Source organism: Brevundimonas sp. SL161, from assembly GCF_049896985.1.
Classification (GTDB): Bacteria; Pseudomonadota; Alphaproteobacteria; order Caulobacterales; family Caulobacteraceae; genus Brevundimonas.
Genome location: NZ_JAFCVJ010000001.1, coordinates 249,446 through 269,818 on the forward strand (window position 1 = coordinate 249,446; position 20,373 = coordinate 269,818).

Below are 20,373 nucleotides of genomic sequence, written 5' to 3' on the forward strand. Positions count from 1 at the left end.
CCTAGGGCGCTCCGCACGGTCGCCGCAATAGATGTAGCGGGTTGAGGCGAGGTTACCCCCAAGATGTTGCTCCATGTGATTTGGGTTGGACGCTGGACGCGGACGCGGCCGGTTTCTATGATCGGGTGAGTGGATCGGGGCTCCCGCCGATCCGAATCTGGACTGGAATCGCCTCGTGCTCGGCAGAATCTTCGGTTGGACGTCCGGCGCGACGATCGGCACCCTCTTCACAATCGCCAAGCGCGGCGAACTGATTGGGACCGACGAGAACGGCAACCGTTATTATCAGTCGCGCGACAACGTCAGCTACGACGGCCGCAAGCGCCGCTGGGTCGTTTACGACGGCTACGCCGAGGCGTCGAAGGTGACGCCTGACTGGCACGGCTGGCTGCACTATACTTTCGATGAGCCGCCGACCGAGGCGCCTTTGCCGCGCCGTCGCTGGGAACTGGATCACCGCCCCAACATGACCGGAACGCCGCTGGCCTGGCATCCTCAAGGGTCACTGCTGGAGGAGGGCGTGCGCCCGGCAGCGACCGGCGACTACGAGGCCTGGAAGCCCGAATGAACCGCGCTCGCATCCTGCTGATCAGTACGGCGGTCGTCGGACTGGCCGTGTCGGGCGGCGTGGTCGCGGGCGGCTGGCAGAATGCGCCGGCCCAGGATGCGACCCCGGCGCCCGATTCCATCGGCGACGTCCTGAGATCGACCGCGCCGACGGAAGAGACGGCGCCCGCCGGCGACCCCGCCCCGGCCGTGCCCATCGCCATCACCCCGCCGACGCCCGCGATTCAGATCGAGACGGTCGCCCTGCAAGGGGATGAGGCCGACGCCGATGCGGACAAGGAAGACGAGGACGCCGAGTCTGAAGTGGACAAGGCGAAACGCCTGGCCGCCGATACCGTGCTCCCGCGCCAGCGTCGCCGCGTCGCCATCATCGAGGCGATCGACAAGATCACGGCCGAAAGCATGCGGTTCGAGGTCGAGGTCGGCGGTCGCCCGGTACGCTTCAACCAGGCGCTGATCTTCACCGCCCGCGCCTGCGAGGTTTCGGCGGAGAACGAACTGGTCTCGGACGCTATCGCCTATGTCGATGTGACTCTGCAGCCGAAGGCAGCCGGCGCCGCGGCGCGCCAGATCTTCCGGGGCTGGATGTTCTCGTCGAGCCCGGCCATCAGCGGACTGCAACACCCGATCTATGATGCCTGGGTCGTGGGCTGCAAGGCATAGGTCACGGCCTCCGTGCCTGACAGCGGCCGGGTGAGGGCGGACGAGTCCGGGATCGCGGGCAAGGCGTCGGCCAGGCGTTTCAGATAGGCGCGCTGCGGGATTTCCAGCAGACCGAACTGATCCAGATGCGGCGTGCGGAACTGGGCGTCGAGCAGTCGCCAGCCGCCGAGCCGAAGCCGCGCCACCAGATGGACGAGCGCGACCTTGGAGGCGTCTGTGGTACTGCTGAACATGCTCTCGCCGAAGAAGGCGCCGCCCAGGGTGACGCCGTAGAGGCCGCCGACCAGGACCTCGTCTCTCCAGCATTCGATGCTGTGGGCGTGACCCCGCATATGCAGATCGAGATACAGGCCCATGATCGGGTCGTTGATCCAGGTGTCCTCTCGCCCTGGCCCCGATGCGGCGCAGGCATGTAGGACCGCGTCGAAGGCCGTATCGACGCGCACGACGAACGGTTCGCTGCGGATCGTGCGGCGCAGACGGGCGGGAATGTGGAAGCAGTCGAGCGGGATAACGCCCCGCTGCTCGGGCTCGACCAGATAGACGCGCGGGTCGTCCCGGTCCTCGCCCATCGGAAAGACGCCGTGGGCATAGCACTGCAACAGGGCGTGGGCGTCGAACGGATCCGGCGGCGTGAATGCGCTGGCCGCCGGATCGGTCACGTCAGGCGTCGGTCTTTTGACGCCTGGCCCAGTTCTCCAGCCAGTGGATGTCGTAGTCACCGGACAGGATGTCGGGCTCGTTCAACAGCTTCTGGAACAGGGGAATGGTCGTGTCGATGCCGCCGATGACCATCTCGTTCAGGCTGCGCTTGAGCCGGGCGACGCACTCGGCGCGGTCGCGTCCGTGGACGATCAGTTTGCCGATCAGGCTGTCGTAGTAGGGCGGGATCGAATAGCCGGCGTAGATGGCGCTATCCAGCCGCACGCCGAGGCCGCCGGGGGCGTGGAAGTCGGTGACCGTGCCGGGCGAGGGGGCGAAGGTTTCCGAGTTTTCGGCGTTGATCCGGACCTCGATGGCGTGGCCCTCGAAGTGGATATCGTCTTGCGTGAACGAGAGCGGCAGGCCGGCGGCGATACGGATCTGTTCGCGGACCAGGTCGACGCCGGTGACGGCCTCGGTGACCGGGTGTTCGACCTGCAGCCGGGTGTTCATCTCGATGAAGAAGAACTCGCCGTCCTCCCACAGGAACTCGATGGTGCCGACGCCGAGGTAGCCGATCTTGCCAATCGCCTTGTTGACGACCTCGCCGATCTGGATGCGTTCGGCGGCCGACAGGGCGGGCGACGGGGCCTCTTCCAGCACCTTCTGGTGACGACGCTGCAACGAGCAGTCGCGTTCTCCCAGGTGGACGACGTTGCCGTGGCTGTCGGCCACAACCTGGATCTCGATGTGGCGGGGCTTCTGAAGGTAGCGCTCCATGTAGACCGCGCCGTTGCCGAAGGCGGCCTTGGCCTCGGTCTGGGCGGTCTGGACGGCCTCGACGAGATCTTCGGCGGTCAGGGCGACCTTCATGCCGCGTCCGCCGCCGCCCGCCGCCGCCTTGACGATCAGCGGGAAGCCGATGGACTTCGACGCCTCGATGGCGGCCTCGATCGTCTCGACCTCGCCGGCCGAGCCGGGCACGCAGGGGATGCCGGCTTCCAGCACCGTCTGCTTGGCGCTGATCTTGTCGCCCATGACCCGGATGTGCTCGGGCTTTGGACCGATGAAGGTCATGCCGTGAGCCTCGACGATCTCGGCGAAGCGGGCGTTCTCGGACAGGAAGCCGTAGCCCGGGTGGATCGCCTGGGCGCCGGTGATCTCGGCGGCCGCGATGATCGACGGGATGTTCAGATAGGATTTCGCGGCCGGGGCCGGGCCGATGCAGACGCTTTCGTCCGCCAGCCGCACCCACATGGCGCCGCGGTCGGCTTCCGAGTGCACGGCGACGGTGGAGATGCCCATCTCCTTGCACGCGCGGTGGATACGCAGCGCGATCTCGCCGCGGTTGGCGATGAGGACTTTGGTGAACACGGGATCAGGCCTCGAGGACGACGAGAGGTTCGCCGAACTCGACGGGCTGGGCGTCGCCGACCAGGATCTCCTGCACGACGCCGTCGCGTGGAGACTGGATCGGGTTCATCGTCTTCATGGCCTCGACGATCAGCAGGGTCTGACCCTTCTTGACCTTGTCGCCGACCTTGGCGAACGGCGGGGCCTCGGGCGAGGCCTGCAGATAGACGGTGCCGACCATCGGCGACTTCACCTGCTCGCCCGACTTGGCGACGATCGTGGCCGGGTCCGACGGCATGGACAGAGGCGCGGCGCTGGCCGCAGGCGCTGCGGCGGCCTGCGGGGCGTAGGCCGGAGCCGACGCGTACTGCATCACCGGGGCGGCGGTGATTTCGCGGGCGACGCGGATGCGCAGCTCGCCACGCTCAACCTCGATCTCGGTCAGCGAGGTGTCGTTGAGAATGTCGGCCAGCTGGCGGACCAGCGTGGTGTCGATCTCCACCGAGGGCTCGTTATCCAGTTTCTTGTCGGTCGCCATGAGAGCTATGCCTTGTGGTCTGGGTTCAACGGGCAGGCGATGCGGAGCGTTCCCGCGCCAGCCGGAGGGCGGCCTTGACGGCCAGTTCGTAGGAATGGGCGCCGAAGCCTGAGACGATGCCCGTGGCCGCCAGCGAGACGTAGGAGTGACGTCGAAATTCCTCGCGGGCCGCCGGATTGGACAGGTGGCACTCGACGACCGGGATCGTCAGGGCCTTGAGCGCGTCCAGCAGGGCGATGGAGGTGTGGCTGTAGGCCGCCGGATTGATGACGAGCGCCACAGCTTCCGTGCGCGCTTCCTGGATCCAGTCGACGAGTTCGCCTTCATGATTCGACTGGCGGAAGACCACGGTCGCGCCGTCAGCGGCCGTCTCGCACAGGGCCTGGACGTCGGCCAGGGTCTCGCGCCCATAGATGTGCGGCTCCCGCTCACCCAGGAGGTTGAGGTTGGGGCCGTTCAGGACGTAGAGGACGGGGGTTTCGGGCATTCGCTCCGGATGGGTTGGCGACGGGGCCAATGAGAGTGGTTCGCCGCTTCGGTGGGCGGGCCTTTTAGCGGAACGGCGTCGCTCGTCAAAGCCGAGGTTGCGCCGGACAGGTCAGGTTGACGTAACGACATGCGCATTCAAGTCAACGGAGATACGCGGGATGTGGCCGCACGGACGGTGCTGGCGCTGGTCGAAGAGCTCGGATTCGACGTTCGCAAGGTCGCCGTCGAGCGCAACCTGGCCATTGTGCCCCGGTCGCTGCATGCCGGGACGGCGCTGGAGGACGGCGACCGGATCGAGCTGGTCCAGTTCGTCGGCGGCGGGTGAGCGGGTTCCGTTCCCCAGCGCGCAGGCCTAGATTAAGGCGATGAACGCTCCCTTCGTTGCACCGACCGCCGATTCCCCGACCGATTGCTGGACCGTCGCCGGGCGCAGCTTCAACTCGCGCCTGATCGTGGGCACAGGCAAATACGCCGACTATGCCCAGAACGCGGCGGCGGCCGAGGCTGCGGGCGCCGACATCGTCACCGTGGCCCTGCGCCGGGTGAACCTCAGCGATCCGTCCCAGCCGATGCTGGTCGATTATCTGAAGCCAGACCGGTTCACCTTTCTGCCCAATACAGCCGGCTGTTTCACCGGGGAGGACGCGGTCCGCACCCTGAGGCTGGCGCGCGAGGCGGGCGGCTGGGACCTGGTCAAGCTGGAGGTTCTGTCCAACTCGGCGCACCTGTATCCCGACATGATCGAGACGCTCAGGGCGCTGGACCTGCTGGTCAAGGACGGCTTCGACGTCATGGTCTACTGCACCGACGATGTGGTCATGGCCAAGCGGCTGGAAGACGCGGGCGCGGCGGCGATCATGCCGGCGGCCTCGCCGATCGGATCGGGTCTCGGCATCCAGAACCGGGTCAATATCTGGCTGATCGTCGAGCAGGCGACCGTGCCTGTGCTGGTGGACGCCGGCGTGGGCACGGCCTCGGACGCGACCATCGCCATGGAACTGGGCTGCGACGCCGTGATCGCCAACACGGCCATCGCCGGGGCGCGCGATCCCATCGGCATGGCGCGAGCGATGAAGCACGCCGTCATCGCCGGGCGCGAGGCCTATCTGGCGGGACGGATGGCCAAGAAGATGTACGCCGATCCGTCGTCGCCGCTGGGCGGGCTGATCTGAGCTTGACGGAACGCGGGTTTGGCGACAGGGTGTTCCTGTAATGTTCCGGAGCGACCGATGCGCACCCTGACTCTCCGAGGCTATCTCGCCGTGGCTGTTCTCGGCCTGTTGATCGCGATCGGGGTCATGGCCGCAGGAAGCGCCAAGGCCCAGGAGACAACAGTGCATCACGCCGTGGGGACTTTCGAGGTGGCGATGGCGCCCGCCGATGCCGAGGTGATCGAGGCGGGTCTGGGTCTGTCCCGCTACATCCTGTCCAAGACCTTCAGCGGCGGGATCCAGGGCGTGTCGAGCGGCCAGATGCTGACGGGAGGGCCTCCGGGCGACACGACCGGGACCTATATCGCGCTGGAACGCGTGGTCGGCACGCTGGATGGCAAGGAGGGGGCCTTCCTGCTGGCCCATCGCGGCGACATGAGCCCGGAGGGCTATACGCTGTCGATCACCGTGGTGCCGAACTCGGGCACCGGAGCGCTGGCGGGGATCAGCGGGGACTTCGCCCTGACGCTCGAAGGCGGGGAACACCGCTACGACCTGAGCTACAGCCTGCCAAACCCCTGAGACGATCGGGGCGCTTGGAAGCGCTCTTCGACTGGTGCAGGATCGTCGCCTCGGATCGAGGGGAAGACGATGCGACTGACACTGCTCACCTTCACCGCCGTCGCCCTCTGTCTGGCGGGGCCGGCCGCCGTCGCGGACGCGACCTCTGCCGCGGCGGATGCAGAGGCGAGCGCCTCCCTGTTGCAGAACCCCCGGGGATGCGGCCGGGTCGGGTCGGTGCTGGACGCCGCGCCGGAAGCCTCCATGGTCCTGGTGCCCGGTTTCGGCGAGGTCGCGAGCTGGACCGTCGACACCACAAATCCCGAGGCCCAGGCCTGGTTCGACCACGGGGTGCGGCTGCGCTGGGCCTTTGAACACAAGGAATCGGTCCGGGCCTTCCGCCGGGCGCGGGCCATCGATCCCGACTGCGGCCTGTGCGCCTGGGGCGAGGCCTGGGCGACCGGGCCCAACCTCAACGGCGGCGGCACGGATGACGACTCCCTGCGGGCCGGGCTCAGGCTGGCCCAGCTGGCCCGGCGCGAGGCGGGAGGCGCCACTGCGGTCCAGCGCCAGATGATCGACGCGCTGATCCAGCGCTACTCCGGGGCCAAGGCCAGCCAGGGCGTTCGCTTCGCCCGGGCCATGGACCGGATCGTTCGCCGCAATCCCGACAGCCCTCTGATCGCCGCCATCGCCGCCGACGCCTGGATGCTGCAGGCCGATGAGTGGTTCGACGACGACGGCGCGCCCAAGGACCGCGGCATTGTCCGGGCCATGGACATCCTCGAGGCGTCGCTGACGAAGGCGCCCGACGACCCCGGCACCATCCACCTCTACATCCACCTGACCGAGTGGTCCGACGACCCGCACAAGGCCATTCCCTATGGCGAGAAGCTGGCCCAACTGGCGCCCTCGGCCAGCCATCTGGTGCATATGCCGTCGCACACCTTCTATCGCGTCGGGCGCTACCGGGACGCCATGGGCTCCAACGTCGAGGCCGTGGCTCTGGACAAACGTTACGACCGGCTGGCCGCGCCTCCGGGCGGGATCACCGGCATGGCCCTGCACGCCCACAACATCCACTTCGGCATGGGCGGCGCCCTGATGGCGGGCGGGGCCGAGGAGGGGCTGGCGCTGGCCGAGGGCTTCCTGTCGACCTATCCCGACATCCCGGCCGAGAACCTGTGGCGTCAGCTGATGGCCAACGACGCCTATGCGATCTTCGGCCGTTTCGGCACGGCGGCCCAGGTCGCGGCCCTGCCGGAACCGCCGGAAGACAAGCCGGTGCAGCGCGCCAACTGGCGCTACGGGCGCGGCGAGGCGGCGGCCCGGGCCGGCGACGCGGGCGCCGTCCGCGCCGAGGCCGAGGCCATCCGGGCGATCCGCGAAGGCGACGCCATCACCGGCGCCCAGGCCGCCGACATGAAGGACTTCATCGAGGTCTCGCAGCGGGTGCTGGAGGGTCGGGCGGCGATGCTGGAGGGCAATGCCGCCGCCGCCGTGGCCGCCTTCACCCGCGCCGCCGAGACACAGGGCCAGGAGGAGGAGGGCGGCGACCCGCCGATCATCTGGTTCCCGACCCGTCGCAGCCTGGCCGCGGCGATGCTGGCCAACGGCGATGCCGCCGGAGCGAAGGCCAGGATCGAGGAACTTCTGACCGACTGGCCGATGGACCCCTACAGCTATTTCGTCCTGGCCGAGGCCGAGGCCGCCCTGGGCAACACGGCCGCCTCAGAAGCCGCGCGGGCGCAGGCGCGGGTCGAATGGATCGGCGGGGAGATGAGTCTGAAACTGGCCTAGGGCCGCGGGTCTGTCCCGTTTCGTCCATTGGTCCGGACGAAAAACACCCTGACGAAACGGACGAAACCGCCAGGTCGGCCTTCCTGATCTCCGTGCACCCCGGCGGAGGCCGGGGTCCAGATGGCAGACGCTGTCTGTCGATCAGTCGTTCAGGTGCGAAATCCCGGCCGCTTCGGTTTGTGATCTGGCCCCCGCCCTTCGCCTGGGTGCACGGTTAAGGGAGGTCAGGTCTCCGCTGCTCCTTCCGCCGCGTCTTCCGCATCCGCTGCCGCCGCCTCGTCCTCCACCCGCCCCTCGGCGATGGCCTCGTTGAGCCGGTGCAGATAGGCGGCGCGGACGTAGTCGACGTCGCGGAAGGCGGCGGCGTCGCTGTCCAGACCGTCGCCGCAGCGCTCCACGAGCTGGCACAGTCGCATCCAGGCGACGGCCTGCTGCGGCCGGTCGACGGCGGCGTTCTCGGCCGCCTGGCGGAAGGCGAAGCGACGCAGGGTCCGGGGATGGGGGTTGAACAGGAGGCCGAAGCGGGAGGTCGACTCGGCCGCGTCCACCTCCTCCAGCGCCGGATCGATCTCCATCTCATCGTCCTTGGTGCGCGGCGCCGCCATCCAGGGCGGCGGCGCGGCGGGGCGCGCCGGAAGGAAATCACGGCGTCGCCAGCCCTCGATGGCGGCGCGGCGGCGGACGCTGCGGTCGGTCGTGCCGTAGCGTTCGGCGATGACGGCGCAACTGATGCCGGCGAGGAAGTCCTCGCGGGCGCGGGCCCAGGCTTCGGCGGTGAGGCGGGGCGGTCTGTGTTCGGTCTGGGTCATGCCCGGCATTGTCCGGCCGTTTCGAACCAGGGCGCGTAAAATGGCTCTCGTTAGAGCCGGGCGTTGAATTTAAAGGGGTTTGGGGACGATCCGCGCCCTGGTATCAGGGCTATCGCATACATCGATGCGCCTGAAAGCGGACGCTTCCAACGTCGGTAACGGGTGGGGAGCGTGCATTGGCAATCCGGACCCTGAGGGGATGCGTTCACGGGTCTCGCAGCAGATCGTCAAGGGCTTCCCCGAATCGCTGGCGGACAGCGTCGGACAAATTTTCAGGCGTAATCACGCCGGGCGCACCGGTGACCTCCGCCACCCAAGCCTGAAGGAACTCAGCGCCGTGTTGCTCGGCAGTTTTCGCTTTTTGGCTGACCGACGTCACAATACGGGACGGCGGATCGTCATCTGATCGAGACCCGTCTGAGGTCTCCAGCAGGACAACGAACATGCACACCATTTTCCTTGAACACCGCACCCGCCCCGGCGCTCGTGCGCAGGTTCAGGCCGTTTGGAACAAGCATGTGCGGCCCGCCGTAGCCACCAATCCCGGCCACCTCGCCTACATCTACGCCTTTGGAGTCGATGAGGACCGCATCTGCGCCTTTCAGGTCTACATGTCGGCGGAGGAGGCCCAGGCGTTCCTCCGTTCCGATGCCTACGAGGCTTATGAGTTGGAGGTTACTCCGCTGCTGGACGGCCCTCCGCAGGTCGAGGTTCTACAGGCGAAATGGGTAAAGGGTCTCTCGTGACCCAATCCGTCGGACCGCGGGACATAGTCGCCTTTCAGGACAGCCGTGGCGCCATGCTCGGCCTAGCCTACCGCATGCTGGGATCGCGGTCTGATGCGGATGACGTCCTTCAGGATGTCTTCCTCAAGTGGCAGGCGGCTAATCGCGAGGCCATCCAGGAGCCCGCGGCGTGGCTCGTGACCGCATGCACCCGACGCTGTATCGACGTGCTGCGGTCCGCCGCTCGCTCAAGAACCGATTACGTGGGCCCGTGGCTGCCGGAGCCGATGGACGCAGCAGCGCTTGATGAGCCGGCGGCGCTGTCTGACAGTCTCGAAACAGCTTTCCTGACACTGCTTGAGCGGGTCACACCCCGCGAACGCGCGGCCTTCTTGCTGCACGAAGTGTTCGACATGCCTCATACTGAGGTCGCTGTGGCGCTCGGCCTGACGCCCGGTGCCAGCCGCAAGCTCGTGTCGCGGGCCCGCGCTGCCATCTCTGCCGATGCGCCTCGCGTCGTCGTCGAGCCTGGCCGTCATCGCGCCCTCCTCGAGTCGTTCGAACGGGCGATCCGGACCGACGACATGGCGGAGTTCGGCGCCTTCCTGTCCCGGGACGTCAGGCTGACCGCCGACAGCGGCGGCAAGGCGCCGTCAGTGGGGGCAATCTGCGGATCGGAAGAGGCCCTAGCCTTCCTGGCACAGGCGAGGGCGTGGTGGCCGCACTACGTGTGGCGACCGGTAGATCTCGCCCGGAGTCGGGGGTTTCTGATGTCTGACGGGTACACGCCTGTGGTGCTGATCTGGTTTGCCAGCACCGACGGCCAAGAAGTCTCGGACATCTTTGTCCTTCGCAACCCCGACAAACTGGCCGCCCTTGTCCATTATCTTGGAGCCCCGCCGTGTGCCGGGTGACGCGGACGATCAAAGAGCATTCGGCCAGCTCCGTGCCACGGTCGGTCGTTGGAAATCGCAGATCCGCGCGCCTTGGCATACTGCGTCGTAGGGTGCCGCCACGGACCCAAACGTAGAACTATTCGGCATCGGTCGCAGTGGCCGGATAGTCTTGGCTTCAACGCCGAAAGCGGAACCCAGCAATGTCTGCACCGGTCGCGCCCCGTCATTAGCCCTATGTCGGAAAGCAGACATTGGACAGGCGCGCCGGAAGCGGACGTTGCCCAGGTCTCATTCGGTGGTTAGCGGTCGGAAACTACAGGCATCGGATCGAGGGTGGCGTCACTGAACCTCCGGACTAGGGGACCGGGCCGTTGCGGACCCTTGTTCGGCCCACATCTCATAGATGAGTTCGTTGAGAGCCCCGAACGGCGGCGTCTGATCCGCCACCAAGGCCACCAGGCGAGCCCGCCCCTGAGGTGTGAAGACAGGCGCGATCATCGACCAATCGCTGAAGAGCCGGTGTTGGATCGGAATGCGGGCTAGGACGATCATGTCGTGGTGGCGCGGGTCCATAGCGAGCTTCAACAGCAGGACGTCTAGCGACCCATGTGAGCCTTCCAACACCTGAACGAAGCGCGACGGGGTGAAGGCGAGTGCGCCGGTGATGTTGTTGCGAGGGTTTTTTCGGACCGACTGCTCAAGAATGTCGGAGGCAGCCATTACCGATTCCGCCGGGTCCGTCGCGTGGCTGACGTAGGTTAGTCGTTCAAACTGCATGGCTTGGATCCCCCGCACCAGCGGCTCACCTCGCCGGCGTCGCGTCAGTCAACTCACCGACATATGGAAAAAGAATTGGTTCGCCGTGGCTGTCGCGGCTCGCGCTTCAGCCGTGGTCGTGTCGGCGAGCGGTCGAACAGCTTGATAAAATGTCCGCAACGGGTCGACATCGCTTTTCGGCTTGCGCCCGGAAAGCAGACGCGCTGGGTATCGACTTAGGGTGGGGAGCAGACGTCCAAGAGGAGGTCGCAGCCTTAGGCCGTGAACGTGTGATGCACGGCTTCAAGGTTAAGGCCCTCCGGGGTGAGCACGAACGCTCCGTAGTAACCCTGATGGTATTGAGGTCTTAGGCCGGGGGCGCCGTTGTCCTGCCCACCGGCTTGGAGAGCCGCTGAATAGAAGGCATCGACGGACGGGCGATCAGGCGCGGGAAAGGCGAGATGGACATAGCCACCAATCTCTTCGCCACGACCGATCCAAAAGTAGGGTTTGGAGCCACTTCCATAGCCGACGTGATCGACCTGTCCTTCTGTCGCTCCGTAGGACATCAGTCGTTTGATCCCGAGCGGTGCGAGAGCCGCGTCGTAGAACGCAAGCGCGACTTCTAGAGCATTTTCGGATCAGTCTGCATCGTAGCCTGCGGCGGCGAAGTAGTTTGCGCATTCCTGCGGTGAGTAGGTCTGGATGATGCGGGCGATGGCGTCCCAGAGCTGCTCGATGGATCTGGCGGCGGCCTTTCTCAGCAGGGCCTTGAGCTTGGCGAAGGCGTTCTCGATCGGATTAAGGTCAGGGCTGTAGGGCGGCAGGAACAGCAGTCGTGCGCCGACGGCCTCGATCGCGTCCTTGATGGGCGTGCTCTTGTGGGCGGCGAGGTTGTCCATGATCACCACGTCGCCGGGATTCAGGGTCGGGGCCAGCACCTGCTGGACATAGGCCAGGAACCAGGCCCCGTTCATCGGGCCGTCGAGCACCATCGGGGCGGTCATGCCCGTCAGCCGCAGGGCGCCGACGAAGGTGGTGGTCTTCCAGTGACCATGGGGCACGCTGCACCTCAGCCTCTGGCCGCGCGGCGCACGCCCGTGGCGGCGGGCCATCTTGGTGGAGGCTCCGGTTTCGTCGATGAAGACCAGCCGTTCCGGATCGAGATCGAGCTGGTTCTCGAACCAGGCTCGCCGTTGCATCAGGACGTCGGGACGGCTCTGCTCGTCCGCGTGCGCCGACTTTTTTTGAGCGTGATCCGGCGGCGCACGAAGAACCGCCACAGGCTCGACAGGCTGGTCGCCACGCCCTGCTCCGCCAGCGCCGCCCGAAGCTCCGCAAGCGTGATGTCCGTCTGCCGATCCAGCAGACCCAGAATCAGGCCGGCGTGGCTCTCGATGCGACCGGATCGACGGTCCCCGCCCAGCGGTCCAGGTCGTACATCGCCCTGCGTCCGCATCCGTGACCGCCGGCGGATCGCACTGGCCGCGCTGACCCCGAACCGCGCCGCCGCCTGACGGCACGACATCCCGTCCTCAATCGCGGCGATCACACGATCCCGCAGATCCACCGAAAGCGCCTTGCTCATTCATGCTGGCCTCCGCCTCCAGCAGGAATGTTGAATCAGAACCCGGCTCCCTTGGGAATCCCTGCGATTCAATCAGATCGCAAAGTGCTCTAGGTCCGCAACGCCAATCCCCACGTGATCCACTCGAACGCCTCCTGATTGCTGCTGCCTTCACGCTACAGACTGGCGTAAAGGACCGCTATGGGTCGGACCACGACATCGACGTCAGGCCGAAAACCAGACATTGACCGCCAGGTCCGAGAACAGAGGTCCCAACCGCCGCTGGGGGTGGGTAGCGGACTCCGCAAAAGGACGACAGTAGCGCAGGCTAAGAGTTCGGATCAGGCCGACTGGGCTTCTTTGTAGCGCATGTCCCCTGGCCCATGGGCGGCGATGATGGCGCATTGATCGTCGATTGCCTTGCGATAGGCAGGTCGGTCCAGGCAGCGTTCCTGATAGGCTCTGAGCGCAGGATAGGTCTTCAGAAGGTCCAGCGACACGGCGATCTTGAGCACGGAACTCATCATCAGGTCGGCGACTGAGAACTCGTCGCCAACCAGCCAGTCGCGGTTGCTGAGAGCAGCCTGAAGCTCGGCCAGACGCTGATGTGCGAAAGGCAAAACCTGCGGTCGCCGCACGGCCTTGGCCGCCTCGTCGGGCAGAAAAAACTCTGCTTCAGCGACATTCATCAGCGCCCCCTCGATCGTGTTGAGGGCAGCGAAATACCATTCCAAGACCTGAGCGCGTTGCACAGAATCGGTCGGGATAAGAACGCCCGCCCGTTCCGCCACCGTCAACACGATGGCACCGCTTTCGAACATCGGTGGCCTGCCGTCCTCTTCGAGCGTGGGCACCTGACCGAAGGGCTGCTTGGCCCGGTGGGCCGCTGACTTCTGATCCACGGCATCAAGCAAGCGCACCTCGTAGGACCAGCCCGCTTCGTTAAGGATCCATCGCACCCGGTGGTCGCGGACCTGTCCGGCGGCAAATGGCGCGACCCACTTGAAGGCTGTGATGGTGATCATGCTCGGATCCTTAGGCGGTTAGCTGACGCCCTACTCGGAAAGGCGCATGATAGGTTTCGAGTTCCGATGCCCCTAAGCGCATGTCCGCAATGGGTCGAGGCCGTGTAAAAACGGGTCGGGCAGTGGCGGGGCGTCGTTGGCGTTAGACGCCAAGCGTCATCGCCTCAGGCCCTGATCGCCTCGATCAGTGGCTTCGTTCCGAGCACCGCCATCACGCGTTTCATGTTGTAGGCGAGGATGTGGAGGCTGATCTCGGTCTTCACGTTGGGCAGGCGCTTCATCAGGAAGTGGGTGTGTCCCATCCAGGCCTTGATGGTGCCGAAGGGGTGTTCGACCAGCCGTCGTCGGATGCGCATGGCGCGCGGTGCCAGGTCCGTCCGGGCCTGCAGCGCATCGATCACCGCTTCATGCTCCCAGCGGGTGACCCGACGCTCGATGCTGGGGGTGCACTGGCTCTTGAGCGAGCAGCCGGTGCAACTGGCCCGATCCCAGTATCGGTGCAAAGTCATGCCCTTCTCGACGGTCGTCATGTGGCGCGGCAGCAGCGCGCCGGCCGGGCAGCGATAGACGTCCTGATCGGGCAGGTAGACGAAGTCCTGCTTGCCGAAGCGGCCCGCGGCCTTGGCCCCTGACGTCTGGGGCTTCGGGACGTAGGGCGTTACGCCCATGGCCTCGCAGGCGAGGATCTCCTCGCCGGAGAAGTACCCCCGGTCGGCCAGTACATCGAGCGCTTCCACGCCCATGGCGTCCTTGGCCTTGCCCGCCATCGACGCCAGCTGTTCGCGGTCACTTCCCGTCATCACCACCTCATGGGCGACGATCAGGTGATGCTCGCCCTCGACGGCGGACTGGACGTTGTAGCCGACCATGCCGCTGCCCCGGCCGGACGTCGCCATGGCGCGGGCGTCGGGGTCGGTCAGGGAGACCTGTCCGTCGGGCGACGCCTCCACCTCGGCCTCCATCGCCTTGAGCATCGCCATCTGAGTGCGGAGCCGGTCGATCTTCTCCACCAGCCGCCCGGACCGCGCTTCAGTTGCTTCGCTCTCCTGCCGGTCGGCTGTGTCGAGGTCCTGGAGATAGCCTGCGATGTGCTCGGCCACCTGCTCGATCCGCCGCTTCACCTTGTAGGCGGTGAAGTTGCGGTCACGGGTGTTCACCGCCTTGAACTTGGAGCCATCGATGGCGACCAGGGCCGTTCCGAACAGGCCGAGCTGGCGACACAATACGACGAACTGAGCGCAGGCCACCTGGATCGCCGGACCGTTCTCGCGGCGGAAGTCGGCGATGGTCTTGTGGTCCGGCACCAGCCGTCCCGTCAGCCACATAAGCTCGACGTTGCGCTGAGCCTCGCGCTCCAGCCGCCGGCTCGACTGCACCTTGTTCAGATAGCCGTAGACGTACAGCTTCAGCAGCATGGCCGGGTGATAGGCCGGCCGGCCCGTCGCCGCCGGGGTTACGCCCTCGAAGCACAGGCCCCTGAGGTCCAGTTCGTCGACGAAGACATCGACCACCCGGACCGGATTATCCTCGGCCACATAGTCGTCGAGACACTCGGGAAGCAGCGTCTGCTGCTGGCGATCGGCACCCTGTACGAAGCGGCTCATACCCACCTCCTGCTGACCTCAGAAGGATAAGCTAATTCGCTCGGATGGCAGGCGTTTTCACACAGCCTCGGTCGGAAGCGGTCAAAGGCGTTGGACCGAAAAGCGGACGTTCCCAGGCTCAGACGGCATGGCTGAATGTCGTGTTTCCGGCGCTCGGTGAATGACCGGGTCGGGCGCAACAGCGTCGTCAGCTCGCGGTTCTGCCTTGTCCCCAAGCACAGCTGCTTCTTTCTACCCCGCCTTGGCCGCCGCAATCGCCGCCGCCACTTCCTGCGGGTTGATGGTGGCCGTGGTCTTGCCGTTGATCAGGAAGGTCGGGGTGCCGATGAGGCCGAGGGTGGCGCCGGTGGTGTGGATGTCGGCCAGCAGGCGGTCGGTGCCGGTGTCGCGGATGACGGCGGCGGCCTGGTCCAGGGCGACGCCGTTGGCGGCGAGGATGCGATCCACCGCCTCCGGCGTCAGGCTGCGTTCGGCCATCAGGGCCTGGTGGACGGCGAGGTATTTGCCCTGGCGATGGGCGGCGAGGGCGGCGCGGGCGGCGTAGTTGGACGTGGTGCTGTCGCCCCGGTCGAGGATCGGCCACTCCTTAAAGACGAAACGGACGTCCGGATGGGCGCGCATCAGGGCCAGATAGTCCTCGGAGACGGCCTTGCAGCCCGGGCACTGGTAGTCGAAGAACTCGACCACGGTGACCTTCGCATCGGCGGGACCGAAGGCCGGATCGCGCGGGTCGGGCGCCATCAGGGCGGCGTTGGCGGCGACGGCCGCGTTGATCGTGTCGACGCGGACGGTCTCGGCCCGGGTCTCGAACGCGGCCTGGACCTCGGTCATGACCTGGGGGTTGGCGAGCAGATAGGCGCGGACCTTGCCGCCGAAGTCGCCTCCGGTGACATAGGGGGCGGCCGCCAGACCCAGGGCCACGAGGGACACCGCCAGGGCCGCCGCGCCGCCGCGACCGGACGCGAACCAGGCCAGGGGGTCGCGAGTCGGCTTGTCGTCCGGGGACGGGGCGGGGGCTTGGTCGGTCATTCAGGTCTCGGAAAAGGGGCGGTCAGGCGCCGGGCGCGATGACGGTCTGTTGTTGTTCGCGGCGACGCTCGTTGCGCCGATCGACGTCGGCGATGTCGTCCATCGTGGCCCCGGACGCCAGAACGATGTCCATGGCGCGCCGCCACTCGTTCGAGCCGGGCGGCAGCATGTCGCGGGCGCGCAGGGCGAACTGGGTCGACTGTTCCTCAGCCCCGGCGGCGAAATAGTATTCGGCCGAGGCCAGACGCGCCTCGCCCTCCTTGCCCTGGGAGGCATAGGCCTGACCGAGCAGGCGCCAGGCCAGGGTGTTGTCGCCTTCGCGGGCCGTGGCGCGCTTCAACTGATCGACGGCTTCCTCGAGGTTGGCGGGATCGTTGGTCTCGATCAGGGCGTGGGCCAGGTTGATGCGCAGCAGGGGGGCGTCGGGCTTGAGCCGGGTCGACTCGCGGTGGGCGTCGATGGCCTCGCGCGGACGGCCTTCCTCGAACAGGATCTGGCCCTTCAGCTCCCACAGATAGGGGTTGTCGACGTCCCCGGCGATCAGAGCGTCGGTCGCGTCCAGGGCGCGCTGGGTCTGGCCGTCGCGATACCAGGCGATGGCGCGGGCGTAGCGGGCCGGGAAGGAGGTGTCGCTCTCCAGATAGGTGCGCAGGGTCTGGGTCGGCGCATCCATGAAGGCATGGACCTTGGCCAGGATCAGGGCGTGCTCGGCCAGCCTCTCGGGGCTGTCCCTGTGGCTGTAGTGGGACGCGGCCTCGACGGGCCTGCGCAGGGCCTCGATGCGCTGGCCGGACAGGGGGTGGCTGCGGAAATAGGGATAGCGGCGGGCGTCGGAGAACACTTCCTGACTGCGGAAATTCTCGAAGAACTCGACCAGGCCCCGACCGGATTCGCCGGCGGCCTCCAGGCCGCGTGCGGCGGTGATGTCGGCCTCGCCTTCCTGGCCCTGCATGTAGCGCAGGGAGCCCAGGGCACCGAAATACTGGCCGGACCCGATCAGCGCCATGCCGGCGCCCGGCTGACCGGCCGCGACGGCCAGGGCGCCGAGCGCCATCGACATCAGCATGGGTTGCATGCCCGCGCTCTGGGCGCCGTCGCGCAGGGTGTGCCGGTTCTTGACGTGACCGGCCTCGTGGGCGAGCACCCCCAGCAACTCGTTGGGATCGCGCGTGCGCAGGATAAGCCCCGTGTTGATGCCGATGATCCGTCCGCGCGTGGCGAAGGCGTTCAACTCGGGATCGTTGATCAGCAGGACCTCGACCTCGGAAGGTTCGAGACCCATGGCCGCGAACACCGGGTCCGACCACCCGCGGATGATGCCCTCGACCTCGGTATCGCGGATCGTGCTCTGGGCGGAAACAGGGCCGGCCGCCGCCATCACGAGGACGGCGGCGGACGCGGCGACCAGCCCGAGGAGGGAGGACGTGACGCGGGTCGGCCGGATCATGGCGAACTCCTTCGACGGGCGCCCCCGCCCCACGGTCTAATCTAGGCGCGGTTCATCACAGACGCCACCATCCGCGTTTCGGCTTGGCGGGTGGCGCGGTGATCTGGTTCGGATCGTTGGCGATGATCGCGCTGAGATCGGCCTCGGGGGCCGGTGCGACAGACGCCTCGGCGGTGACCAGGGTCTCCGTCCCGATGACGACCGATTCCGGCTCAGGCTCGACGGAGACGGGCGCGGTTTCCGGCTCCGCCTCGACGAAGGCGATCTCGGGCTCCAGCGGCGGCGCGAAAGCCTCGACGGCTTCGGCAGCAACGACTTCGGTCTCAACGGGCGAGCCGGTCGTCTTGCGACGGACGCGGCGACGCTGGGGCTCGGGCGCGATCACCGGAACGACCGCCTCGGAGGCGTCATCCGACAAGACCACGGCCATCGGGGTCTCGGGATCGCCGTCGGCGGGCATGCCTTCGTTGGTGGCGCGACCCTCGACCCTCAGATCCTGCGGCGTGGCGCGTTCGCCGCGACCCCGGCCGCGACGGCGGCGACGCGAGCGACCGCCTTCGCGGTCCCCGGCCATTTCGCCCTCGGGACGTTCGCCGATCAGCTCCTCGACGTCGTGCGCGGCCTCGGCTGTGTCACGGGCTGGCGCGGCCGGGCGTTCGGCGCGCGGGGCGGGGTTGATCGGGTCGAACCAGACATAGGGATCGTCCAGCGACGGCGTGCGGCCCCGGACCCAGAAGAAGGATCCCGCGCCGGCGCCGGCGCCAGCGGTGTCGCCGTCTTCTCGGATGCGACGTCCGCCCCGACGACCCCGACGACGGCGGCGGCCGGCCTCGCTGTCATCGTCATCGGCGGCCAGACCCTCGACCTCGGCGTCGGCGGCCACGGGAGCGGCCTCCTCGTCACGACGGCCGCCCCGACGGCGGCGACCCCGACCGCGGCCCTTGTCGCCCTCCGAACGCTCGGCGCGTTCGGCCCGCTCGCGCGGTTCGTCGTCGTCGGAGTCTTCGCGATCCAGCGCGTCCTCGTCGTCGTCGCCGGCGATGATGTCGTCCTCGTCGTCGTCGTCTTCGTCCTGCCAGGCGTTGTCGTCGAAATCGTCGTCGAGATCGGCCAGCGAGACGATGGCTTCAGGCGGGGTGAAGTCCTCGTTGGTTTCGGTGCGCTCGATTGCGCTCTCGCCCTGACCCAGACGGTCGTCGATCTGGATGATCACGGCCAGGCCGCGACGCTCCAGCAGACGCTGCAGATAGTCGCGCTTGTGGTTCAGGATATAAAGGGCAACGGCCGAGGAGACCTTCAGGTTGATCGACCCCGCGCCGTTCTTGCCGGCCTCGATATCGACGGCGCGCAGCACCATCAGGGCGGCGGATTCGGCCGAGCGGACGCGACCGGCGCCCTGGCAGTGGGGGCAGACCTCGGTGGCGCCTTCCAGCACGCCGAGGCGGCGGCGCTGGCGGCTGATCTCCATCAGGCCGAAGCCGGAGATGCGGCCCATCTGGATGCGGGCGCGGTCGTGGCTCAGTTCATCCTTGAGGATGCGCTCGACGGTCCGGTTGTTCTTGGACTCGTCCATGTCGATGAAGTCGATGACCACCAGGCCGGCGAGGTCGCGCAGGCGCAACTGACGGGCGGCCTCGACGGCGGCTTCGCAGTTGGTCTTGAAGGCCGTGGCCTCGACGTTGCGTTCCTTGGTGGCGCGGCCCGAGTTGACGTCGATCGCGACCAGGGCCTCGGTCTGGTTGATCACCAGATAGCCGCCGGACTTCAGCGGCACGATGGGCTGGTGGATCTGCGTCAGCAGCTCCTCGATGCCGTTGGCGGCGAACAGGGGTCTGGATCCCTGGTACAGATGCACCTTCTTGGCCTGCGAGGGCATCAGCACCCGCATGAAGTCGCGCGCCTCCTTGAAGCCTTCAACACCCTCGACCTGGATGCCGTCGAAATCCTTGTCGAACATGTCGCGCACGGCGCGGCGGACGAGGTTTTCTTCTTCGTAGATCAGTGACGGGGCGTGCGAGGCGAGGGTGGTCTCGCGGATCGTTTCCCACAGGCGCAGCAGATATTCGTAGTCGCGCTTGATCTCGGCCTTGGTGCGCTTGGCGCCGGCCGTGCGGATGATCAGGCCCATGCCGCGCGGGACGTCAAGGGCGGCTGCGGCGGCCTTAAGGCGCTTGCGGTCCGTGGCCTGGGTGATCTTGCGGGAGATACCGCCGCCCTTGCCGGTGTTGGGCATCAGGACGCAGTAGCGGCCGGCCAGCGACAGCCAGGTGGTCAGGGCCGCGCCCTTGCCGCCGCGCTCGTCCTTGACGACCTGGATCAGCAGGATCTGGCGGCGCTTGATGACGTCCTGGATCTTGTAGCGCCGCATCAGGCGACGCTTCAGCCGCTCTTCCTCGGCCATGCCGCCTTCGGAATCGCCGTCGTCCGAGTCGCGGGCGTGCTCGTCGTCGTGATCGTCCTCGGCCGAATGGGCCTCGGCCATGATCGCGTCGCGGTCGGCGGCCGGGATCTGGTAGTAGTCGGGGTGGATTTCGTTGAAGGCCAGGAAGCCGTGGCGATTGCCGCCGTATTCGACGAAGGCGGCCTGCAGGCTGGGTTCTACGCGGGTGACCTTGGCGAGGTAGATGTTGCCGCGAAGCTGGCGTTTGGTTTTCGACTCGAAGTCGAATTCCTCAACCTGGCGGCCGTCCACGATAGCGACGCGGGTTTCTTCCGCGTGCGCTGCATCGATTAGCATCGTCTTTGACATTG

Annotated in this window: 22 protein-coding genes; 8 read left to right on the plus strand and 14 right to left on the minus strand. The window is 66.9% G+C overall.

The genetic code is table 11. The features are described from left to right. Window positions 1-175 precede the first annotated feature (175 nt). The gene (locus ACP7AU_RS01205) at window positions 176-568 is read left to right on the plus strand and encodes an NADH:ubiquinone oxidoreductase subunit NDUFA12 (protein WP_303695551.1); all 393 of its coding nucleotides are present in this window, start codon (window positions 176-178) and stop codon (window positions 566-568) included. Further along, window positions 565-1,230 carry a DUF2155 domain-containing protein gene (locus ACP7AU_RS01210; RefSeq protein ID WP_426050258.1) on the plus strand — a complete coding sequence of 222 codons (666 nt, stop codon included), beginning with the start codon at window positions 565-567 and terminating at the stop codon, window positions 1,228-1,230. The genes ACP7AU_RS01205 and ACP7AU_RS01210 overlap by 4 nt, the downstream gene beginning before the upstream one ends. Here the strand turns inward: ACP7AU_RS01210 and aat are convergent. Genes aat through aroQ form a run of 4 tightly spaced genes read right to left on the minus strand, consistent with a single transcriptional unit; the run spans window position 1,197 to window position 4,250 of the window. Next, window positions 1,197-1,892 (minus strand): leucyl/phenylalanyl-tRNA--protein transferase, encoded by a 696-nt coding sequence (gene aat, locus ACP7AU_RS01215; protein WP_426035382.1) that lies wholly within the window; start codon window positions 1,890-1,892, stop codon window positions 1,197-1,199. The genes ACP7AU_RS01210 and aat overlap by 34 nt on opposite strands. Window position 1,893: 1 nt before the next feature. Further along, entirely contained in the window at window positions 1,894-3,246 is a 1,353-nt protein-coding gene (gene accC / locus ACP7AU_RS01220; RefSeq protein WP_426035384.1) for an acetyl-CoA carboxylase biotin carboxylase subunit, read from the minus strand. A 4-nt stretch (window positions 3,247-3,250) separates the two neighbouring features. Continuing rightward, window positions 3,251-3,763, minus strand: coding sequence for an acetyl-CoA carboxylase biotin carboxyl carrier protein (accB, locus tag ACP7AU_RS01225; RefSeq protein ID WP_426035386.1), 513 nt, complete (start codon window positions 3,761-3,763; stop codon window positions 3,251-3,253). A 25-nt stretch (window positions 3,764-3,788) separates the two neighbouring features. Beyond that, window positions 3,789-4,250 (minus strand): type II 3-dehydroquinate dehydratase, encoded by a 462-nt coding sequence (gene aroQ, locus ACP7AU_RS01230; RefSeq protein ID WP_426050259.1) that lies wholly within the window; start codon window positions 4,248-4,250, stop codon window positions 3,789-3,791. A gap of 129 nt (window positions 4,251-4,379) precedes the next feature. Here aroQ and thiS point away from each other — a divergent pair, with 129 nt between their 5' ends. From thiS to ACP7AU_RS01250, 4 genes are all read left to right on the plus strand, one after another. After that, a complete protein-coding gene (thiS, locus tag ACP7AU_RS01235; protein WP_426050260.1) occupies window positions 4,380-4,577 on the plus strand; it encodes a sulfur carrier protein ThiS in 198 nt (65 codons plus the stop codon). A 40-nt stretch (window positions 4,578-4,617) separates the two neighbouring features. Next, a complete protein-coding gene (locus ACP7AU_RS01240; protein WP_426050261.1) occupies window positions 4,618-5,424 on the plus strand; it encodes a thiazole synthase in 807 nt (268 codons plus the stop codon). A 57-nt stretch (window positions 5,425-5,481) separates the two neighbouring features. Continuing rightward, the gene (locus ACP7AU_RS01245) at window positions 5,482-5,985 is read left to right on the plus strand and encodes a DUF3224 domain-containing protein (RefSeq protein WP_426050262.1); all 504 of its coding nucleotides are present in this window, start codon (window positions 5,482-5,484) and stop codon (window positions 5,983-5,985) included. A 69-nt stretch (window positions 5,986-6,054) separates the two neighbouring features. Next, the gene (locus tag ACP7AU_RS01250; protein ID WP_426050263.1) at window positions 6,055-7,764 is read left to right on the plus strand and encodes a hypothetical protein; all 1,710 of its coding nucleotides are present in this window, start codon (window positions 6,055-6,057) and stop codon (window positions 7,762-7,764) included. A gap of 224 nt (window positions 7,765-7,988) precedes the next feature. On the opposite strand, the gene ACP7AU_RS01255 is transcribed toward ACP7AU_RS01250, so the two are convergent. Both ACP7AU_RS01255 and ACP7AU_RS01260 read right to left on the minus strand, forming a co-directional pair. Beyond that, on the minus strand, window positions 7,989-8,573 hold the full coding sequence (locus ACP7AU_RS01255) for a hypothetical protein (RefSeq protein WP_426050264.1): 585 nt from the start codon (window positions 8,571-8,573) through the stop codon (window positions 7,989-7,991). A gap of 205 nt (window positions 8,574-8,778) precedes the next feature. Then, window positions 8,779-9,018 carry a hypothetical protein gene (locus ACP7AU_RS01260; RefSeq protein WP_426050265.1) on the minus strand — a complete coding sequence of 80 codons (240 nt, stop codon included), beginning with the start codon at window positions 9,016-9,018 and terminating at the stop codon, window positions 8,779-8,781. On the opposite strand from ACP7AU_RS01260, the gene ACP7AU_RS01265 reads away from it, so the two are divergent. Continuing rightward, window positions 9,017-9,319, plus strand: coding sequence for a putative quinol monooxygenase (locus ACP7AU_RS01265; RefSeq protein WP_426050266.1), 303 nt, complete (start codon window positions 9,017-9,019; stop codon window positions 9,317-9,319). The two genes, ACP7AU_RS01260 and ACP7AU_RS01265, sit on opposite strands and share 2 nt — an antisense overlap. Further along, the gene (locus tag ACP7AU_RS01270) at window positions 9,316-10,212 is read left to right on the plus strand and encodes a sigma-70 family RNA polymerase sigma factor (RefSeq protein WP_426050267.1); all 897 of its coding nucleotides are present in this window, start codon (window positions 9,316-9,318) and stop codon (window positions 10,210-10,212) included. The genes ACP7AU_RS01265 and ACP7AU_RS01270 overlap by 4 nt, the downstream gene beginning before the upstream one ends. Window positions 10,213-10,533: 321 nt before the next feature. Here the strand turns inward: ACP7AU_RS01270 and ACP7AU_RS01275 are convergent, their stop codons facing one another. The 8 genes from ACP7AU_RS01275 to ACP7AU_RS01310 all read right to left on the minus strand — a co-directional run bounded on the left by ACP7AU_RS01275 (window position 10,534) and on the right by ACP7AU_RS01310 (window position 20,371). Next, entirely contained in the window at window positions 10,534-10,971 is a 438-nt protein-coding gene (locus ACP7AU_RS01275) for a BLUF domain-containing protein (protein ID WP_426050268.1), read from the minus strand. A 254-nt stretch (window positions 10,972-11,225) separates the two neighbouring features. Beyond that, a complete protein-coding gene (locus tag ACP7AU_RS01280) occupies window positions 11,226-11,519 on the minus strand; it encodes a VOC family protein (RefSeq protein ID WP_426050269.1) in 294 nt (97 codons plus the stop codon). Window positions 11,520-11,591: 72 nt separating this feature from the next. After that, window positions 11,592-12,538, minus strand: a protein-coding gene (locus ACP7AU_RS01285; RefSeq protein ID WP_426050270.1) for an IS630 family transposase whose coding sequence is annotated in 2 segments (ribosomal slippage) — window positions 11,592-12,202 and window positions 12,202-12,538 — 948 coding nt in all. Because the reading frame shifts where the segments join, the coding sequence is not laid out codon by codon here. A gap of 320 nt (window positions 12,539-12,858) precedes the next feature. Then, window positions 12,859-13,542 carry a glutathione S-transferase family protein gene (locus ACP7AU_RS01290; protein ID WP_426050271.1) on the minus strand — a complete coding sequence of 228 codons (684 nt, stop codon included), beginning with the start codon at window positions 13,540-13,542 and terminating at the stop codon, window positions 12,859-12,861. Window positions 13,543-13,706: 164 nt separating this feature from the next. Next, window positions 13,707-15,146 carry an IS1182 family transposase gene (locus tag ACP7AU_RS01295; protein WP_426050272.1) on the minus strand — a complete coding sequence of 480 codons (1,440 nt, stop codon included), beginning with the start codon at window positions 15,144-15,146 and terminating at the stop codon, window positions 13,707-13,709. A gap of 231 nt (window positions 15,147-15,377) precedes the next feature. Next, on the minus strand, window positions 15,378-16,175 hold the full coding sequence (locus tag ACP7AU_RS01300; protein WP_426035412.1) for a thioredoxin domain-containing protein: 798 nt from the start codon (window positions 16,173-16,175) through the stop codon (window positions 15,378-15,380). Between the two features lie 22 nt (window positions 16,176-16,197). After that, entirely contained in the window at window positions 16,198-17,622 is a 1,425-nt protein-coding gene (locus ACP7AU_RS01305) for a M48 family metalloprotease (protein ID WP_426050273.1), read from the minus strand. Between the two features lie 55 nt (window positions 17,623-17,677). After that, window positions 17,678-20,371: an Rne/Rng family ribonuclease gene (locus ACP7AU_RS01310; protein ID WP_426035415.1), complete on the minus strand. Its 2,694-nt coding sequence runs from the start codon at window positions 20,369-20,371 to the stop codon at window positions 17,678-17,680. Window positions 20,372-20,373 lie beyond the last annotated feature (2 nt).

What these genes read in the sequence shown, in the direction of transcription:
- ACP7AU_RS01245 (WP_426050262.1), top strand. Translation starts at nt 5,482, where the DNA reads ATGCGCACCCTGACTCTCCGAGGCTATCTCGCCGTGGCTGTTCTCGGC.
- ACP7AU_RS01240 (WP_426050261.1), top strand. Translation starts at nt 4,618, where the DNA reads ATGAACGCTCCCTTCGTTGCACCGACCGCCGATTCCCCGACCGATTGC.
- ACP7AU_RS01275 (WP_426050268.1), bottom strand. Translation starts at nt 10,971, where the DNA reads ATGCAGTTTGAACGACTAACCTACGTCAGCCACGCGACGGACCCGGCG.
- thiS (WP_426050260.1), top strand. Translation starts at nt 4,380, where the DNA reads ATGCGCATTCAAGTCAACGGAGATACGCGGGATGTGGCCGCACGGACG.
- ACP7AU_RS01255 (WP_426050264.1), bottom strand. Translation starts at nt 8,573, where the DNA reads ATGACCCAGACCGAACACAGACCGCCCCGCCTCACCGCCGAAGCCTGG.
- ACP7AU_RS01250 (WP_426050263.1), top strand. Translation starts at nt 6,055, where the DNA reads ATGCGACTGACACTGCTCACCTTCACCGCCGTCGCCCTCTGTCTGGCG.
- aroQ (WP_426050259.1), bottom strand. Translation starts at nt 4,250, where the DNA reads ATGCCCGAAACCCCCGTCCTCTACGTCCTGAACGGCCCCAACCTCAAC.
- ACP7AU_RS01260 (WP_426050265.1), bottom strand. Translation starts at nt 9,018, where the DNA reads ATGTTCGTTGTCCTGCTGGAGACCTCAGACGGGTCTCGATCAGATGAC.
- ACP7AU_RS01305 (WP_426050273.1), bottom strand. Translation starts at nt 17,622, where the DNA reads ATGATCCGGCCGACCCGCGTCACGTCCTCCCTCCTCGGGCTGGTCGCC.
- ACP7AU_RS01210 (WP_426050258.1), top strand. Translation starts at nt 565, where the DNA reads ATGAACCGCGCTCGCATCCTGCTGATCAGTACGGCGGTCGTCGGACTG.
- ACP7AU_RS01265 (WP_426050266.1), top strand. Translation starts at nt 9,017, where the DNA reads ATGCACACCATTTTCCTTGAACACCGCACCCGCCCCGGCGCTCGTGCG.
- ACP7AU_RS01280 (WP_426050269.1), bottom strand. Translation starts at nt 11,519, where the DNA reads ATGTCCTACGGAGCGACAGAAGGACAGGTCGATCACGTCGGCTATGGA.
- ACP7AU_RS01300 (WP_426035412.1), bottom strand. Translation starts at nt 16,175, where the DNA reads ATGACCGACCAAGCCCCCGCCCCGTCCCCGGACGACAAGCCGACTCGC.
- ACP7AU_RS01290 (WP_426050271.1), bottom strand. Translation starts at nt 13,542, where the DNA reads ATGATCACCATCACAGCCTTCAAGTGGGTCGCGCCATTTGCCGCCGGA.
- accB (WP_426035386.1), bottom strand. Translation starts at nt 3,763, where the DNA reads ATGGCGACCGACAAGAAACTGGATAACGAGCCCTCGGTGGAGATCGAC.
- ACP7AU_RS01295 (WP_426050272.1), bottom strand. Translation starts at nt 15,146, where the DNA reads ATGAGCCGCTTCGTACAGGGTGCCGATCGCCAGCAGCAGACGCTGCTT.
- ACP7AU_RS01310 (WP_426035415.1), bottom strand. Translation starts at nt 20,371, where the DNA reads ATGTCAAAGACGATGCTAATCGATGCAGCGCACGCGGAAGAAACCCGC.